Genomic DNA, 17,697 nt, shown 5'->3' with positions numbered 1-17,697 from the left:
CCACCATTATTTAGGGTAATACCGTGCCAAGCTCCATAGTGATATGGGGAAGGTGTAGAGACTACCGAAAAGGACTTTTAGTTAACTGAGTAGGGTACGGCAGATGATAGGCTACTGCTGGAAGTGCAAGGCTCTCTGTAAAGAGATGAAGAGATAGTCCGGACTATAGAGATGGAAAATCTATAGATAGTGCCAGAAACAACTCCAGGTGGTCGTGCGTTGAAATTCTATTCAACTGTTCGTCTTGAAGTACGTCGTGCGGAGCAATTAAAACAAGGTAACGACATTGTTGGTAATAAAACAAAAGTAAAAGTAGTTAAAAATAAAGTGGCACCACCATTCCGTGTTGCGGAAGTTGATATTATGTACGGAGAAGGTATTTCAAGAGAAGGTGAAATCTTAGATATGGCTTCTGAACTTGATATCGTTCAAAAGAGTGGTGCTTGGTACTCTTATAATGAAGAACGCTTAGGACAAGGTCGTGAAAATTCGAAGCAGTTCTTAAAAGAAAATACGGATTTAAGAGAAGAAATTGCCTTCTTTATTCGTGAGCATCACGGAATTAGCGAAGATTCAGGTGCTGAAGATATGGAAGATCCAAGTCTTCTTGATTAAAGTGGGATAAAAGACACGGCTTCGTGTCTTTTATTTTTGTATCATTATGAAAGCGTTGTATATTGTTGGAGATAAAATATTTAATCCATCTAAAACATTATGTGTACAGAGGGATATATGCGTGTTTTACATGAATAAACTGGAATTTACTAAGGTTTTCCAGGATAATATGCTCTCTGCTTTTTAAATTCCTATATAAATTAGAGCTGAAGGTAAAGAAAGTAAAAGTAGACAACGCTTGACAATGAAAATTGCGATAGATACAATGAGAATGTATATTTTTTCTTATATACGAAACACTCTTCTCAAGAAGAGAAGTAATATTCGGAGTAAGACTTAAATCTTGCCGAAATAATAATATGACATTTTAATTGTGAAATGAAGAAAGTCCCTTAAAAAAGCGGGACGACGGTCTTTGCTGTATGTTGGTATTCAATGTACATGCCGACAGTCTTTTTTCATTCATAGCAAGGGGAGGTGAAATCATGAGTAGTACAGTTTGGATACTCATCTCCATTTTGCTTGCAACAGTCGGTGCAGTTGTTGGCTTTTTTGTTCGAAAGTCTATTGCTGAAGCGAAGATTAATGGTGCAGCCAATGAAGCGAAACGTATTCTAGACGAAGCGAATCGTGAGGCTGAAGCACTTAAGAAAGAAGCGCTTTTAGAAGCAAAGGATGAAATTCATACACTTCGTACAGAAGCTGAATTAGAAATTCGTGACCGTAGAAGCGAATTACAAAAACAAGAAAATCGTTTAATGCAAAAAGAAGAGAACCTTGATCGTAAAGACGAAACGCTCGATAAACGCGAGCAACAGTTAGAAAAGAAAGAGGATTCTCTTGTAGCGAGACAACAACAGATTGAAGAGTTGGAAAGCAAAGTGGGAGAGTTAGTTCAAAAGCAACAAACAGAATTAGAGCGCATTTCCAATCTGACACGCGAACAAGCGAAAGCAATTATTCTTGGTAAAGTAGAAAGTGAAGTTTCTCATGAAATTGCCGTAATGGTAAAAGAAAGTGAAGTTCGTGCGAAAGAAGAAGCGGATAAAAAAGCAAAAGAGATTTTATCTCTTGCAATGCAGAGATGTGCAGCTGATCATGTTGCTGAAACAACCGTTTCGGTTGTAAATCTTCCAAATGACGAAATGAAGGGACGTATTATCGGACGTGAAGGTCGAAATATTCGTACGTTAGAAACGTTAACAGGTATTGACCTAATTATCGATGATACACCAGAAGCGGTTATCCTATCTGGATTCGACCCAATTCGTCGTGAAACAGCTCGTATCGCTCTTGATAAACTAGTACAGGACGGACGTATTCACCCAGCGCGTATTGAAGAGATGGTCGAAAAATCAAGACGTGAAGTGGACGAGTATATTCGCGAAGTCGGAGAGCAAACAACATTTGAAGTGGGTGTTCACGGATTACATCCAGATTTAATTAAGATTTTAGGTCGTTTAAAATACCGTACAAGTTACGGGCAAAACGTCTTAAAACACTCTATGGAAGTGGCATATTTAACTGGACTTATGGCAGCAGAGCTTGGTGAGGATGAAAAACTAGCAAGACGTGCTGGTCTATTACATGATATCGGTAAAGCGATTGACCATGAAGTAGAAGGTAGCCACGTTGAAATTGGTGTTGAACTCGCAACGAAATATAAAGAGCATCCTGTAGTTATAAACAGTATTGCATCTCACCACGGAGACACAGAACCAACTTCTATCATTGCAGTTTTAGTTGCAGCAGCAGATGCATTATCAGCTGCAAGACCTGGAGCTCGTAGTGAAACACTTGAGAACTATATTCGTCGTCTTGAAAAGTTAGAAGAGATTTCAGAGTCTTATGAAGGCGTAGAAAAATCTTTCGCAATTCAAGCAGGACGAGAAGTTCGTATTCTGGTAAAACCAGATACAATTGATGATTTAGAAGCTCATCGTTTAGCTCGTGATATTCGAAAACGCATTGAAAATGAACTGGATTACCCAGGGCATATTAAAGTAACTGTTATTCGTGAAACACGTGCAGTGGAATACGCAAAATAAAGTGGTGAAACACCACTTTATTTTTTTGTGTTGGAATTGGTTAAAATAAAGGAAATTAGTTATACCTAGCATACAAGTGAAACAAACTTATAATAAATATATTGTAAGATAATTACTTGAAGCTATAGTAATAAAAAATGTAGTACATAGGAAGGGTAAGACATATGAGAATATTATTTGTTGGGGATGTAGTAGGATCTCCTGGTAGAGGTATGATTCAACAATACGTACCGGCATTAAAGAAGAAATATACACCTACAGTAACCATTATTAATGGAGAAAATGCAGCAGGTGGACGTGGAATTACGGAAAAAATATATCGAAACTTTTTAGAATGCGGAGCACAAGCGGTTACACTTGGAAATCACGCTTGGGATAACCGTGAAGTATTTGAATTTATTGATGATGCAAAATATCTTGCGAGACCAGCTAACTTCCCAGAAGGAACTCCAGGAAAAGGGCTTATTTTTGTGAACTGTAATGGAACAGAAGTTGCAGTTATTAACTTACAAGGACGTACGTTCCTTCCTCCAATTGATTGTCCATTCCGTAAAGTGGATGAATTAATTAACATTGCGAAAAAACGTACGAATATTATTTTTGTTGATTTCCATGCGGAAACTACAAGCGAAAAACAAGCGTTAGGTTGGTATGTAGATGGTCGTGCTACAGCGGTAGTAGGTACACATACGCATGTTCCTACAGCAGATAATCGCATTTTACCAAGCGGAACGGCATATATCACAGATGTTGGTATGACAGGGCCGTACGATGGAATTTTAGGTATGGACCGAGAAGCAGTATTGAAGAAGTTTTTAACAAACTTACCAGTACGATTTGAAGTGACAAATGGTAGAACACAATTAAGTGCAGTGCTAATTGATGTGGATCCTAATACAGGAAAAGCTAAGAAAATTGAGCGTATCTTAATTAATGATGATCAGCCATTTTTTGAGTAATTTCCATTAAAATTTAGATAAGTTATTATTTTTTAATTTTTTAGAAAAATTACAGAAATTTAGCAGGAATACGTGTCATTCCTCGTGAATATAAGTTAAAGTGAAATAATTGCTAATACTTTTTATAGAAACGAGGAGGAAACGCGGAATGGAAATATTAAAAGTTAAAGCAACGTCGGTCCCTAATTCTGTAGCTGGTGCACTTGCAGGTGTTATTCGCGAACGCGGAACAGCAGAAATTCAAGCCATTGGTGCAGGTGCATTGAACCAAGCGGTAAAGGCAGTAGCAATTGCAAGAGGATTTGTAGCGCCTAGTGGTTTGGACCTGATTTGTATCCCAGCGTTTACGGATATTATGATTGATGGGGAAGAGCGTACAGCAATAAAATTAATTGTAGAACCTCGTTAAGTTTAAACAACCTGTTTGCGGTATGCAAACAGGTTGTTTTTATAATGGAGGAATGGAAATGAAAATATTTGATGCCCATTGTGATGTACTCTTTCAGTTATGGAATGCGAAGGGGAAAAAGGATTTTAAACATGATTCGCAATTACATATTACGTTTGAACAGTTAAAGAGAAGAAAAGGAAGTATACAATGTTTTGCTATATATGTTCCAGAAACAGTGGCGTATGAAAAAAGATTTGAAGTGGCATTACAAATGGTAGATATTTTTTATAATGAAATTTTATCACTACCGGGTGTAAAGTTTATTCGGACAAAAGATGATATGAACATGTTAAAACAGGACGAGATTGGAGCAATATTAACACTAGAAGGATGCGAAGCACTTGGAAAAGATGAAATGAAATTACGGTTGTTTTATCGCCTAGGAGTACGTTCTTTTGGACTAACATGGAATTATGCCAATTTATTAGCTGATGGTGCGCTAGAGACGCGTGGGGCGGGTTTAACGACTTTTGGTAAACATGTTGTACAAGAATTTAATACATTACATGTATGGACTGATGTTTCTCATTTGAATGAAAGGAGTTTTTGGGATGTGATTGAAATTGCAAGAAATCCAATTGCCTCCCACTCAAATTGTAGGAAACTTTGTCAGCATCCACGTAATTTAAATGATGAACAACTTAAAGTTCTTATAAAGCGAAATAGCGTGATTGGTGTTACTTTTGTACCACAGTTCCTAACAAGTGAAAAACAAGCGAATATAACAGATATAATAAGACATATCGAATATATTTGTTCGTTGGGGGGAGAGAACAATATAGGATTTGGTTCGGATTTTGATGGGATATTAGAAACGGTTGTAGATGTATCAGCGTATGGAGATTATGAAAATGTAATTAACGAGCTTTGTAAACACTATGCTGCATCTACTGTAGAGCGATTTTTATATGATAATTTTGTTGAACGTATAAGCTTTTAAAATTTTTGTTTTAAAAATCCAGAAAAATTAGAATTAATTCATTTGATATTATTGCTTTTTTTAAGACCTAATACTAGAATGAAAAACAAAATAGCTTTATACTAAAGATTCAGGGAAATCAGAAGAGGCATAATTTGCGTCCATTGTAGTTTATTTGCATAAAAAATGCTAAACTATTACTGTAAAAAAATACACTACAATGAATGCAGCCAAAAGGGGTGTAGGAGATGATTAGTCAACTTTCATGGAAAGTTGGAGGCCAACAAGGTGAAGGAATTGAAAGTACAGGAGAAATCTTCTGTATTGCATTAAACCGATTAGGATATTACCTATACGGTTACCGCCACTTCTCATCACGTATAAAAGGCGGCCATACAAATAATAAAATTCGTGTAAGTACAACAGAAGTACGCGCGATCTCAGATGATTTAGATATTTTAATTGCTTTTGATCAAGAAACAATTGATTTTAACTTCCACGAATTACGTCCAGGTGGGATTGTAGTTGCAGATGCGAAATTTAATCCGACAATACCTGACAATACAGATGTAAATCTATATGTGATACCGTTTACAGATATTGCTTCAGAATTAGGCACATCATTAATGAAAAACATGGTTGCTGTTGGAGCATCAAGTGCGGTATTAGGATTAGATGAAACAGCTTATTTAGATGTTGTTGAAGAGATCTTTGGTCGTAAAGGAGAGCAAGTCGTTCAAAAGAACATGGACGCAATTAAGCGCGGCTCTCAATATATGAAAGAGTTACTAGGTGAAAAAGTAAACATGATGCAGCTTGAAAAAGCTGATGGTCAGAAACGCATGTTTATGATTGGGAACGATGCAATTGCATTTGGTGCAGTAGCTGGTGGTGCTCGCTTTATGTCTGCATATCCAATTACACCTGCATCAGAAATTATGGAATACTTAATTAAAAAATTGCCAAAAGTCGGCGGAACAGTAATCCAAACTGAGGATGAAATCGCAGCTTGTACAATGGCAATCGGTGCAAACTATGCTGGTGTTCGTACATTAACTGCATCTGCTGGTCCAGGTCTATCCTTAATGATGGAAGCAATCGGTTTAGCAGGTATTACAGAAACGCCATTAGTAATTGTTGATACACAACGCGGTGGCCCAAGTACAGGATTACCAACGAAACAAGAGCAGTCTGATTTAATGGCAATGATTTACGGTACGCACGGTGAAATTCCAAAAATCGTAATGGCGCCAAGTACAGTGGAAGAAGCTTTCTATGATATTGTAGAAGCGTTTAACTTATCTGAAGAATATCAAGTACCTGTTATTTTCTTAACAGATTTACAGCTTTCTTTAGGGAAACAGACAGTAGAACCACTTAAGTTAGATAAAGTGGAAATTCGTCGCGGTAAGCTTGATTTAGAAGCGGAATTACCAGAACGTGAAAATAAAGCATACTTCAAGCGTTATGAAGTAACAGAAGATGGCGTTTCACCACGTGTTTTACCTGGTATGAAAAATGGTGTTCACCATGTTACAGGTGTAGAACATGATGAAACGGGTAAACCATCTGAATCAGCTATAAACCGTAAAGATCAAATGGACAAACGTTTCCGTAAAATGGAGAACTTGAAGTTTAATACCCCTGTTTATAAAAATGTTAAGCATGAAGAAGCAGACGTATTGCTTGTTGGATTTAACTCAACTCGTGGTGCGATCGAAGAAGCAATGGAGCGCTTAGAACAAGAGGGTATGAAAGTAAACCATGCTCATGTGCGTTTAATTCATCCGTTCCCAACAGCTGAAATCGATCCACTTGTGAAAAATGCGAAGCGTGTTGTAGTGGTAGAAAACAATGCAACAGGTCAACTTGCTAACATTATGAAAATGAATCTTGGTAACGGTGAGAAAATTTCTAGTCTTTTAAAATATGATGGAAACCCATTCTTACCGAAAGAGATTTACAACGAATGCAAAAAAGGGGTTGTATTAAATGGCAACATTTAAGGACTTTCGTAACAGTGTAAAACCAAACTGGTGCCCAGGTTGCGGAGACTTCTCAGTGCAAGCTGCAATTCAACGTGCGGCAGCTAACGTTGGCCTAAATCCAGATGAACTTGCTGTTATTTCTGGTATCGGCTGTTCAGGTCGTATTTCAGGATATATTAATTCATATGGTGTGCATAGTATTCATGGTCGTGCCCTTCCAATTGCGCAAGGTGTGAAAATGGCAAACCGTGATTTAACAGTTATCGCATCAGGTGGTGACGGTGATGGATTTGCGATTGGTATGGGACATACGATCCATTCTATTCGTCGTAACATTGATATTACGTACATCGTAATGGATAACCAAATTTACGGATTAACAAAAGGGCAAACTTCACCACGTAGTGAAGCTGGATTCAAAACGAAAAGTACACCACAAGGTTCAATCGAACCGTCACTAAATGTTATGGAAATGGCTTTAACAGCTGGTGCGACATTTGTGGCGCAAAGCTTTTCAAGTGATTTAAAAGAATTAACACAAATTATTGAAGCTGGTATTAATCATAAAGGATTTTCATTAATTAACGTGTTTAGCCCATGTGTTACTTACAATAAAGTAAATACTTACGATTGGTTTAAAGAGAATTTAACAAAACTAAGTACAGTAGAGGGATATGATCCGTCTAATCGCATGATGGCTATGCAAACATTAATGGAAAATAATGGATTGGTAACTGGTTTAATTTATCAAAATACAGCGCAACCTTCATACCAAGAACTAGTAAAAGGATATAGTGAGAAGCCTTTAGTGCAATCTGATTTAAATATGGATCAGAAAATGTTTGATGAACTTGTTGCTGAATTTATGTAATATAAGAAGAGGAGGTTGCCATTTGGCAACCTTTTTTTATGAGTGAAAATAAGGTAGTCTTATTTACTTAGAAAATTCAGAATGGTACAATAATATGTAAATCGTTGTATGGAAATGGCAAGTTCATTGCTAATAAAATGTAAGATAAGACAGCGCCAATTTTTTGTTAAAATTGGCGAAACGCTTCATACTATGGTAATGTTTATAGGGATAAAGCAATATGCTTTTTAGTAGGACAAAAAGAAATATAAAAAGGGAATGTCTATTTGTGTGGGGAAGACTTCATTCTTATAGATGATTAGATTGGTTACTCAAGTTTCAAAGGACAAGTTATCTCTTAAGCTATCTAACCATTTTTGAGGTGGGTCTAAGTGCATTAAAATGGACTATAAAGTGTGTATAGTTAAGGGTGAAAGGAGATTACCGATGAACGAGCAACAACGATTAGCAAGTCAACAAGCAAATTCCTCTAAGAAAAAAGAAGAGAAAGATTATAGTAAATACTTTGAAAGTGTATACCAACCACCTTCCTTAAAAGAGGCGAAAAAACGAGGGAAAGAAGAAGTTAAAATTGAACGGGATTTTGGCTTACCTGAAGAGTTTCGCAATTTCGGTACAGGAAGAAAGTTCTATATTCGTACATATGGTTGTCAAATGAATGAGCATGATACAGAAGTAATGGCAGGTATTTTCACTGCACTTGGATATGAACCAACCTTTTCAACTGAAGAAGCAGATGTAGTATTATTAAATACTTGTGCTATTCGTGAAAATGCTGAAAATAAAGTGTTCGGTGAACTAGGGCATTTAAAGGCACTAAAACGAAGAAATCCGGATCTTTTAATTGGTGTATGTGGTTGTATGTCCCAAGAGGAATCAGTTGTAAATAAAATTATGCAAAAAAATCAGCATGTAGATATGGTGTTTGGAACGCATAATATTCATAGATTACCGTACATTCTAAAAGATGCAATGTTCTCGAAGGAGACGGTAGTTGAAGTTTGGTCCAAAGAAGGAGACGTAATTGAAAATCTTCCGAAAGTACGTCGTGGTGATATTAAAGCTTGGGTAAATATTATGTATGGCTGTGATAAGTTCTGTACATATTGTATCGTACCGTATACACGCGGAAAAGAGCGAAGCAGACGTCCAGAAGACATTATCCAAGAGATTCGTCATTTAGCTGCGAATGGTTATAAAGAAATTACGTTACTTGGACAGAACGTAAATGCATATGGTAAAGACTTTGAAGATATAGAATACGGTCTTGGCGATTTAATGGACGAACTCCGTAAAGTTGATATTGCCCGTATTCGTTTTACAACGAGCCATCCACGCGATTTCGATGATCACTTAATTGAAGTGCTTGGAAAAGGTGGCAACTTAGTAGAACATATTCACTTACCAGTTCAATCTGGAAGCACAGAAATGTTAAAAATTATGGCGCGTAAATATTCACGTGAGCATTATTTAGAGCTTGTAAGAAAAATTAAAGAAGCAATTCCAAATGCGGTATTAACAACTGATATTATCGTCGGTTTCCCGAATGAAACAGATGAGCAATTTGAAGAAACGATGTCGTTATATCGTGAAGTAGGGTTTGATACTGCCTTTACCTTTATTTATTCTCCGCGTGAAGGTACACCAGCTGCAAAAATGAAAGACAATGTACCGATGGAAGTAAAGAAAGAACGTCTGCAACGCTTAAATGCATTAGTAAATAAATTGGCAATTGAAAAGAATAATCGTTATAAAGGTCAAATTGTAGAAGTGTTAGTTGATGGGGAAAGTAAAAATAATCCAGAAGTACTTGCAGGTTATACTCGTACGAATAAACTTGTAAATTTCGTTGCTCCAAAGTCTTTAATTGGTCAGCTTGTGAAAGTAAAAGTAACGGATGCAAAAACTTGGTCTCTTAACGGAGAATTAGTTGAAGAGCCGATTGAGGTGGAATAATAGATGAAAGTATATTCGAAAGATGAAATTGTTGAGCAAGCGAAAGAATTAGCAAAAATGATTTCTGAAACAGAAGAAGTTGATTTCTTTAAGAAAGCAGAGGCGCAAATTCATAAAAATGAAAATGTGAAGCGCGCAATTGATGAAATTAAAGCACTGCAAAAACAAGCAGTAAACTTGCAACATTACGGGAAATGGGAAGCTTTGAAAAAAGTAGAAGCTGAAATTGATGCCCTGCAAGATAAGTTAGATAGTATCCCAGTTGTACAAGAATTTAAATCTTCACAAACATATGTAAATGACTTACTACAGCTAGTTGCAAGTACGATTTCTAACAACGTAACAGATGAAATATTAATTTCAACTAATGGCGATGTATTGAAGGGTGAAACGGGCGCAGCGGTAGAAAGTAAAAAAGGAAATTGTGGTTGTTAAAGAGATGTCGAATTGACATCTCTTTTTTTAGTGAATTAAACGTAAGTTCTTCTCAAAAAAAGAATGACACATTCCGCTATTGTCACGCATATGATTAAGTGAATAGTGATTGAGGAGGGTTACGAATGTCCGAATTTAGAGAGATTATTACAAAAGCAGTGGTTGGAAAAGGACGTAAGTATACAAAGTCAACGCATACATGTGAATCGAATAATGAGCCAACAAGTATTTTAGGGTGCTGGGTAATTAACCACTCGTACGAAGCAAGAAAGAATGGAAAACATGTGGAAATTGAAGGTTTCTACGATGTGAACACTTGGTATTCATTCGATGGCAATACAAAGACAGAAGTTGTAACAGAACGTGTAAACTACACAGATGAAGTAAGCATTGGATATCGTGATAAAAACTTTTCTGGTGATGATTTAGAAATTATTGCTCGTGTCATTCAGCCACCAAATTGTTTAGAAGCTCTTGTATCACCAAATGGTAATAAAATTGTTGTAACGGTAGAACGTGAATTTGTAACAGAAGTAGTTGGCGAAACGAAAATTTGTGTAAGTGTAAACCCTGAAGGTTGTGTAGAATCAGATGATGCTTTCCAAATTGAAGATGATGAGTTTGAAGAGTTAGATCCGAACTTTATCGTTGATGCAGAAGAAGAGTAATAGAAAGCTAGGGAGAAGTTCTTCCTAGCTTTTTACTTTACATAAGTGGTGCTTAGATGAACATGATTGCTAATGAAATGTGCTATAATGAAGAAAGACTCCTGAATTAGGAGATAAGAGTGTCCGTGAAATGTGACATATATGAATATAGATTATTATGTAAGAATTATGGAGGATAAGTATGACGCAATATACGCCTATGATACAGCAATATTTAAAAGTTAAGGCAGACTATCAAGATGCCTTTTTATTTTTCCGCTTAGGTGATTTTTATGAAATGTTCTTTGAGGATGCGGTTAAAGCAGCCCACGAACTTGAAATTACATTAACGAGCCGAGACGGTGGTAGTAGTGAACGTATACCGATGTGCGGTGTACCGTATCATGCGGCTAAAAACTATATTGAACAACTTGTTGAAAAAGGATATAAAGTAGCGGTTTGTGAGCAAGTAGAAGACCCAAAAACAGCTAAAGGTGTAGTGCGCCGTGAAGTCGTACAATTAATTACGCCAGGAACGATGATGGAAGGGCGTACGATTGATGAGAAAGAAAATAACTTTTTAGCCGCATTAACACATTTTGAAGATGGATCATATGCGTTAGCTTGTAACGATTTAACGACTGGGCAAAATACAGTAACGTTATTGACTGGTTCAGTAGAAGATATTTTATTAGAAGTGTATGCAACTGGTTCGAAAGAAATTGTTGTAGATTCTTCCTTTTCTAAAGATGAACTAAACAAGTTAACTGAAACGTTAAAAATGACGATTTCATATGAAGATGCAACGGCAATTCCTGAAGGGCTAGAACATCTTGTGAAAAATGTTTCACAAGCAAAGTTAATTAAAGCAGTTGGGCGCTTATTTAACTATGTAATAAGAACGCAAAAACGTTCATTAGATCATTTGCAGCCTGTGGAAATTTATTATACGAATCAATTTATGAAGATTGATGTGCATTCAAAGCGAAATTTAGAGCTGACAGAAACACTTCGAACGAAAGAAAAAACAGGATCATTATTATGGCTATTAGATAAGACGAAGACTGCTATGGGTGGTCGTATGTTAAAACAGTGGATGGAACGTCCACTTATACAGAAAGAACGAATTGAAGAGCGTTTAGAAATGGTTGAAACGTTTGTAAATGATTACTTCTTGCGTGAAGATTTAAAAGAAAAGTTAAAAGAAGTATATGATTTAGAACGTTTAGCAGGGAAAGTGGCATTCGGTAATGTAAATGCAAGGGACTTATTACAGTTAAGACGATCTTTACTGCAAGTACCAGCTATTTTAGAAGCGATTAGTTTGTTAGATAACGCGTATGCAGCGAGATTAATTCAAGGTGCAGATCCATGCGAGAGCTTAACAGAATTACTAGGAAGAAGTATTCAAGAAAATCCACCGCTTTCTATTAAAGATGGAGATATTATTAAAGATGGTTATAATGACAAGCTTGATCAATATCGTTACGTGAGTAAAAACGGAAAAACGTGGATTGCTGAGCTTGAAAAACGAGAGCGTGATATTACAGGAATTAAATCGTTAAAAATCGGATACAACCGTATTTTCGGTTACTACATTGAAGTAACGAAAGCGAACCTTGGAGCATTACCAGAAGGCCGTTATGAGCGTAAACAAACGCTTGCTAATGCGGAACGTTTCATTACAGATGAACTAAAAGAAAAAGAAACATTAATTTTAGAAGCTGAAGAAAAAATTGTACAACTAGAATACGATTTATTTACAGCGCTTCGTGAAGAAGTAAAAGTATTTATTCCGAAATTACAGCATTTAGCGAAAGTGATTAGTGAATTAGACGTACTGCAAAGTTTTGCGACAGTGAGTGAAGAGGAACAGTTTGTAAAACCTGTACTAACAACGAAGCGCGAAATTTTCATTAAAGATGGTCGTCATCCTGTCGTAGAAAAAGTATTGAACGGGAAATTGTATGTACCGAATGATTGTATTATGCCAGAGAATATGGATGTATTTTTAATTACAGGACCGAACATGTCTGGTAAAAGTACGTATATGAGACAATTAGCACTTGTAACGGTTATGTCGCAAATCGGTTGTTTCGTACCAGCAACAGAAGCAGTATTACCTGTATTTGACCAAATCTTTACGAGAATTGGCGCAGCAGATGATTTAATTTCAGGTCAAAGTACATTTATGGTCGAAATGTTAGAAGCGAAAAATGCAATTGCAAACGCATCAGAAAGAAGTTTAATTTTATTTGATGAAATTGGACGCGGTACATCTACGTATGATGGTATGGCACTTGCACAAGCGATCATTGAACATATTCACGACCAAATTGGTGCAAAAACGTTATTCTCTACACATTATCATGAATTGACAGTGCTAGAAGAAAGTTTGGATCAACTGAAGAATGTACACGTTTCAGCTATTGAAGAGAACGGAAAAGTAGTATTCCTTCATAAAATTCAAGACGGGGCAGCAGATAAAAGTTACGGAATTCACGTTGCGCAACTTGCGGAGCTTCCAGATAGCTTAATTGCTCGTGCGAAAGAAGTGTTAGCGCAATTAGAAGGACAAGAAGAAATTATTATTCCAAAGCGTGTAGAAGTGAAAATGCAAGAGCAAGAAGTAATTCCAGAACCTGTAGTTGTAAAAGAAGCGCCAGTAGAAATAGAAGAAACAAAGGTAGAGAATGAAGAAGAATCACAACTATCATTCTTTGGTGGAGAACAGTCCCCGAAAAAACAAGACAAGCCAGTTCTAGATACAAAAGAAACGGCAGTACTTGCGCAAATTAAAAAAATTGATTTACTTGATATGACACCTTTAGAAGCGATGAATGAACTGTATCGCTTACAGAAAAAGTTAAAGAAAGGATGAGTAAGTAGATGGGGAAAATTCGCAAACTCGATGACCAACTCTCAAACTTAATTGCGGCAGGGGAAGTAGTAGAGCGTCCGGCCTCAGTTGTAAAAGAACTTGTGGAAAATTCTATCGATGCGAATAGTACATCTATTGAAATCCACTTAGAAGAAGCTGGGTTATCGAAAATTCGTATCATTGATAACGGTGATGGTATTGCAGAAGAAGATTGTATTGTCGCTTTTGAACGACATGCGACGAGCAAAATTAAAGATGAAAACGATCTGTTTCGCATAAGAACACTCGGTTTCCGAGGTGAGGCATTGCCGAGTATTGCCTCAGTTAGTGAATTAGAATTAATCACTAGCACAGGTGATGCACCTGGTACGCACCTTATTATTAAAGGTGGAGACATTATAAAGCAGGAGAAAACAGCGAGCCGAAAAGGAACAGATATTACAGTACAAAACTTATTCTTTAATACACCAGCGCGTCTTAAATATATGAAAACTATTCATACAGAGCTTGGGAATATTACAGATATCGTATATCGTATTGCAATGTCACACCCAGAAGTATCGTTAAAGCTATTTCATAATGAAAAGAAATTGCTTCATACATCAGGAAATGGTGATGTAAGACAAGTACTTGCATCGATTTATAGCATTCAAGTTGCAAAGAAGCTTGTTCCAATTGAAGCGGAATCTTTAGATTTCACAATTAAAGGCTATGTAACATTACCAGAAGTAACGAGAGCATCTCGAAATTATATGTCAACGATTGTAAATGGTCGTTACGTTCGAAATTTCGTATTAATGAAAGCTATTCAGCAAGGATACCATACATTATTGCCAGTCGGACGATATCCAATCGGCTTCTTATCGATTGAAATGGATCCAATGCTAGTTGACGTTAACGTACATCCTGCGAAATTAGAAGTTCGTTTTAGTAAAGAACAAGAATTGCTAAAGCTTATCGAAGAAACATTGCAAGCAGCATTCAAAAAAATACAGCTCATTCCAGATGCGGGTGTGACAACGAAGAAAAAAGAAAAAGATGAAAGTGTGCAAGAACAGTTCAAGTTTGAGCATGCGAAGCCGAAGGAGCCATCTATGCCGGAAATTATTTTACCGACAGGCATGGATGAAAAACAAGAAGAACCGCTGGCAGTGAAGCAGCCAGCACAACTGTGGCAACCGCCGAAGCAAGAATGGCAACCACCACAGTCGCTCGTAAGAGAAGAGCAAAGTTGGCAACCATCTACTAAACCGATAATGGAAGAACCGATTCGAGAAGAGAAATCATGGGACAGTAACGATGAAGACTTTGAATTAGAGGAATTAGAAGAAGAAGTTCAGGAAATAGAAGAGATTGAAATGAACGGTAATGATTTGCCGCCACTTTATCCAATTGGACAAATGCATGGAACATATATTTTCGCTCAAAATGATAAAGGCTTATATATGATTGACCAGCATGCCGCGCAGGAACGTATTAATTATGAATACTACCGTGATAAAGTAGGACGAGTAGCACAAGAAGTACAAGAACTACTCGTACCATACCGTATCGATTTATCTCTTACCGAATTTTTACGTGTTGAAGAGCAACTAGAAGAACTAAAAAAAGTTGGACTATTTTTGGAGCAATTCGGTCATCAATCCTTTATCGTCCGCTCACATCCAACGTGGTTCCCGAAAGGACAAGAAACAGAAATTATCGATGAAATGATGGAACAAGTCGTTAAACTAAAAAAAGTTGATATAAAAAAACTACGTGAAGAAGCAGCCATCATGATGAGCTGTAAAGCTTCAATTAAAGCAAATCAATATTTAACGAACGATCAAATATTTGCTTTACTGGAAGAACTTCGTACAACAACAAACCCATACACATGCCCGCACGGCAGACCAATTCTTGTGCATCATTCTACTTATGAATTGGAAAAGATGTTTAAGAGGGTTATGTAGGGATACTGTTCATAGAGAAAATGGTCTCTGGTTATTTTAATAAAATATAGAAAGAAATAAAAAGGAGCGATAGTAACAATTCGCTCCTTTTTCATATAATTCTTTTGCAACTATATTTTAAAAATTTATAAACTAGAGATAACCTCAACGTATGTATACTTTATATGTGCGTTCTCAATTTGTTTGTAAGGAAAGAGGTTTTTATTTTACAGATTTATCAGAATTATGTAAAGTATAGATAAAATCATAAAATGGGGTGTTATCTATGTGTACTAGTTTGACATTACAGACAAAAAACGATCAGCATCTTTTTGCAAGAACGATGGACTTCACATTAGATATGAATCAAGAAGTAATAATCATTCCTCGGCATTACCAGTGGAATAATATAACTGGTGAAATCATTAATACGAAACATGCTGCGGTCGGAATGGGAATTAATCATCAAGGAAGGATCATTATGGCGGACGGAGTAAATGAAGCAGGTATGACATGTGCAACACTCTATTTTCCAGGATTCGCTACTTATAGTCAAAGCATAGATGACAACAAAACGAATTTAGCTCCATTTGATTTTGTGACTTGGAGTCTGACACAATTCAATTCTGTCAAAGAGTTAAAGAAATCTGTAGATAGCCTTACCTTTTTGGACATACCGTTACCGGATTTAGGACTTACGCCACCACTACATTGGATTTTGGCAGATAAATGGGGAGATTGTACTGTACTGGAGCCGACAAATGAAGGATTAAAAATGTATGACAACCCACTAGGAGTGATGACGAATAGTCCGGAGTTTAATTGGCATTTGCAAAATTTAAGACAATACATAGGTCTTAAATCGCAGCCATTCGCGCCAACAGAGTGGAGTAATTTACCATTAAGTGCTTTTGGTCAGGGATCGGGCTCAATGGGACTTCCAGGGGATTTCACTCCACCATCAAGATTTGTGCGGGCAGCATATGGCAAACAAAACATTCAAGGTATAGATAGTGAAGAAGAGGGAGTATCAGCTCTTTTTCATATCTTATCAAATTGCGAGGTTCCTAAAGGTGGAGTAATAACAGAAGAAGGTGCACTAGATAATACCATATATACAAGTGTAATGTGTATGGAGTCCGGAACATATTATTATCATACTTACGATTGTAGACAAATTATAGCCATTCATTTATTTCATGAAAATTTAGATACAGATGAGATTAAAGCCTATCCGTTCCAACGGAAACAAAAAATATTTTATGAAAACTAAGTTGCTTTGAAACAACGTTTAGTAAATTTTTAAATATATATAATAGAACAATAATGGCCTATATAATTCATGGGTGCTTCTTTAACTTTGTGATTCATCATAAATCTACTCCTTTCTCCGATGACTTCAACAAGTAAAATTTTGCTGGTAGGCTTTATTTATAAATAGTAAAGGACAAAAAAGGTGCGGAAAATATCCATACCTTTTTTGTTCTTCCATTATCTATGTATAAAAAAGCGCTGTATATCAGCACTTTTTAAAAGTACATGAGTTGTATAAGAAAGATTTATTAACTATACAAGGCCTAATATAGGTTATTATTTGATTCATTGCTATAAGGGTCTATAAGGTTATTTGTTTTTATTATTATTAATTTTTTCCGTATATAGCACCTGTTCCTTATAGTGTTTTTTAATTGGGAAAGTATGTGTACCAGAGCCGTTTTTGAAATTTTTATTGATAGGATTCTTTAGAGGGATTGTTGTAGTTTCTGTAAATTCATATGGGTAGTTGATTTTAGATTTATCTTCAAACATGAAAAAGCCTCCTTTTAGGATTTCCTGAATTCTTTACTATAACATGATATGCATATAGATTTTTTTTGGACTAGTTATTTATATAGGTTAATGGAATTTAATTACGTAACTACTGAAGTGTTCTAAAGGAAAACAATTCGAGAAAGATATTGTATGAATAGCTGCTCGCTATTGTTGTTGTTGTTTA

At 36.3% G+C, this 17,697-nt stretch carries 13 protein-coding genes and 1 pseudogene; 13 read left to right on the top strand and 1 reads right to left on the bottom strand.

What is annotated here, in order from left to right; all coding sequences use genetic code 11:
• Positions 1-192 precede the first annotated feature (192 nt).
• From MKY00_RS18430 to MKY00_RS18370, 13 genes and pseudogenes are all read left to right on the top strand, one after another.
• Positions 193-615 (top strand): annotated as a pseudogene (locus MKY00_RS18430) (recombinase RecA); the annotation flags it as partial.
• Between the two features lie 485 nt (positions 616-1,100).
• Positions 1,101-2,663, top strand: a complete 1,563-nt coding sequence (gene rny / locus MKY00_RS18425; protein WP_000099774.1) for a ribonuclease Y — start codon at positions 1,101-1,103, stop codon at positions 2,661-2,663.
• 164 nt (positions 2,664-2,827) lie between these two features.
• On the top strand, positions 2,828-3,622 hold the full coding sequence (locus MKY00_RS18420; RefSeq protein WP_001221095.1) for a TIGR00282 family metallophosphoesterase: 795 nt from the start codon (positions 2,828-2,830) through the stop codon (positions 3,620-3,622).
• 148 nt (positions 3,623-3,770) lie between these two features.
• Positions 3,771-4,031 carry a stage V sporulation protein SpoVS gene (spoVS, locus tag MKY00_RS18415; protein WP_000404341.1) on the top strand — a complete coding sequence of 87 codons (261 nt, stop codon included), beginning with the start codon at positions 3,771-3,773 and terminating at the stop codon, positions 4,029-4,031.
• Between the two features lie 58 nt (positions 4,032-4,089).
• Positions 4,090-5,013, top strand: coding sequence for a dipeptidase (locus MKY00_RS18410; protein ID WP_016718295.1), 924 nt, complete (start codon positions 4,090-4,092; stop codon positions 5,011-5,013).
• Between the two features lie 227 nt (positions 5,014-5,240).
• Entirely contained in the window at positions 5,241-6,998 is a 1,758-nt protein-coding gene (locus tag MKY00_RS18405) for a 2-oxoacid:acceptor oxidoreductase subunit alpha (protein WP_000625421.1), read from the top strand.
• Positions 6,985-7,851, top strand: coding sequence for a 2-oxoacid:ferredoxin oxidoreductase subunit beta (locus MKY00_RS18400; RefSeq protein ID WP_000190154.1), 867 nt, complete (start codon positions 6,985-6,987; stop codon positions 7,849-7,851). Before MKY00_RS18405 ends, MKY00_RS18400 begins: the two co-directional genes overlap by 14 nt.
• A gap of 426 nt (positions 7,852-8,277) precedes the next feature.
• Entirely contained in the window at positions 8,278-9,807 is a 1,530-nt protein-coding gene (gene miaB / locus MKY00_RS18395; RefSeq protein WP_001005374.1) for a tRNA (N6-isopentenyl adenosine(37)-C2)-methylthiotransferase MiaB, read from the top strand.
• Positions 9,808-9,810: 3 nt separating this feature from the next.
• Entirely contained in the window at positions 9,811-10,242 is a 432-nt protein-coding gene (locus tag MKY00_RS18390) for a RicAFT regulatory complex protein RicA family protein (RefSeq protein WP_000870462.1), read from the top strand.
• A gap of 125 nt (positions 10,243-10,367) precedes the next feature.
• Entirely contained in the window at positions 10,368-10,910 is a 543-nt protein-coding gene (cotE, locus tag MKY00_RS18385; protein ID WP_001288798.1) for an outer spore coat protein CotE, read from the top strand.
• A gap of 181 nt (positions 10,911-11,091) precedes the next feature.
• Positions 11,092-13,770: a DNA mismatch repair protein MutS gene (gene mutS / locus MKY00_RS18380; protein ID WP_000196017.1), complete on the top strand. Its 2,679-nt coding sequence runs from the start codon at positions 11,092-11,094 to the stop codon at positions 13,768-13,770.
• Positions 13,771-13,778: 8 nt separating this feature from the next.
• The gene (mutL, locus tag MKY00_RS18375; RefSeq protein ID WP_016718294.1) at positions 13,779-15,722 is read left to right on the top strand and encodes a DNA mismatch repair endonuclease MutL; all 1,944 of its coding nucleotides are present in this window, start codon (positions 13,779-13,781) and stop codon (positions 15,720-15,722) included.
• A gap of 265 nt (positions 15,723-15,987) precedes the next feature.
• Positions 15,988-16,974, top strand: coding sequence for a choloylglycine hydrolase family protein (locus tag MKY00_RS18370; protein WP_016718293.1), 987 nt, complete (start codon positions 15,988-15,990; stop codon positions 16,972-16,974).
• Positions 16,975-17,324: 350 nt separating this feature from the next.
• Here MKY00_RS18370 and MKY00_RS18365 read toward each other — a convergent pair whose 3' ends face one another.
• The gene (locus MKY00_RS18365) at positions 17,325-17,510 is read right to left on the bottom strand and encodes a hypothetical protein (RefSeq protein ID WP_000461128.1); all 186 of its coding nucleotides are present in this window, start codon (positions 17,508-17,510) and stop codon (positions 17,325-17,327) included.
• Between the last annotated feature and the right edge of the window lie 187 nt (positions 17,511-17,697).

It is taken from the genome of Bacillus sp. FSL R9-9834, assembly GCF_038006905.1.
Lineage (GTDB): Bacteria > Bacillota > Bacilli > Bacillales > Bacillaceae_G > Bacillus_A > Bacillus_A pacificus.
This window is presented reverse-complemented; position numbering and strand designations above follow the sequence as displayed.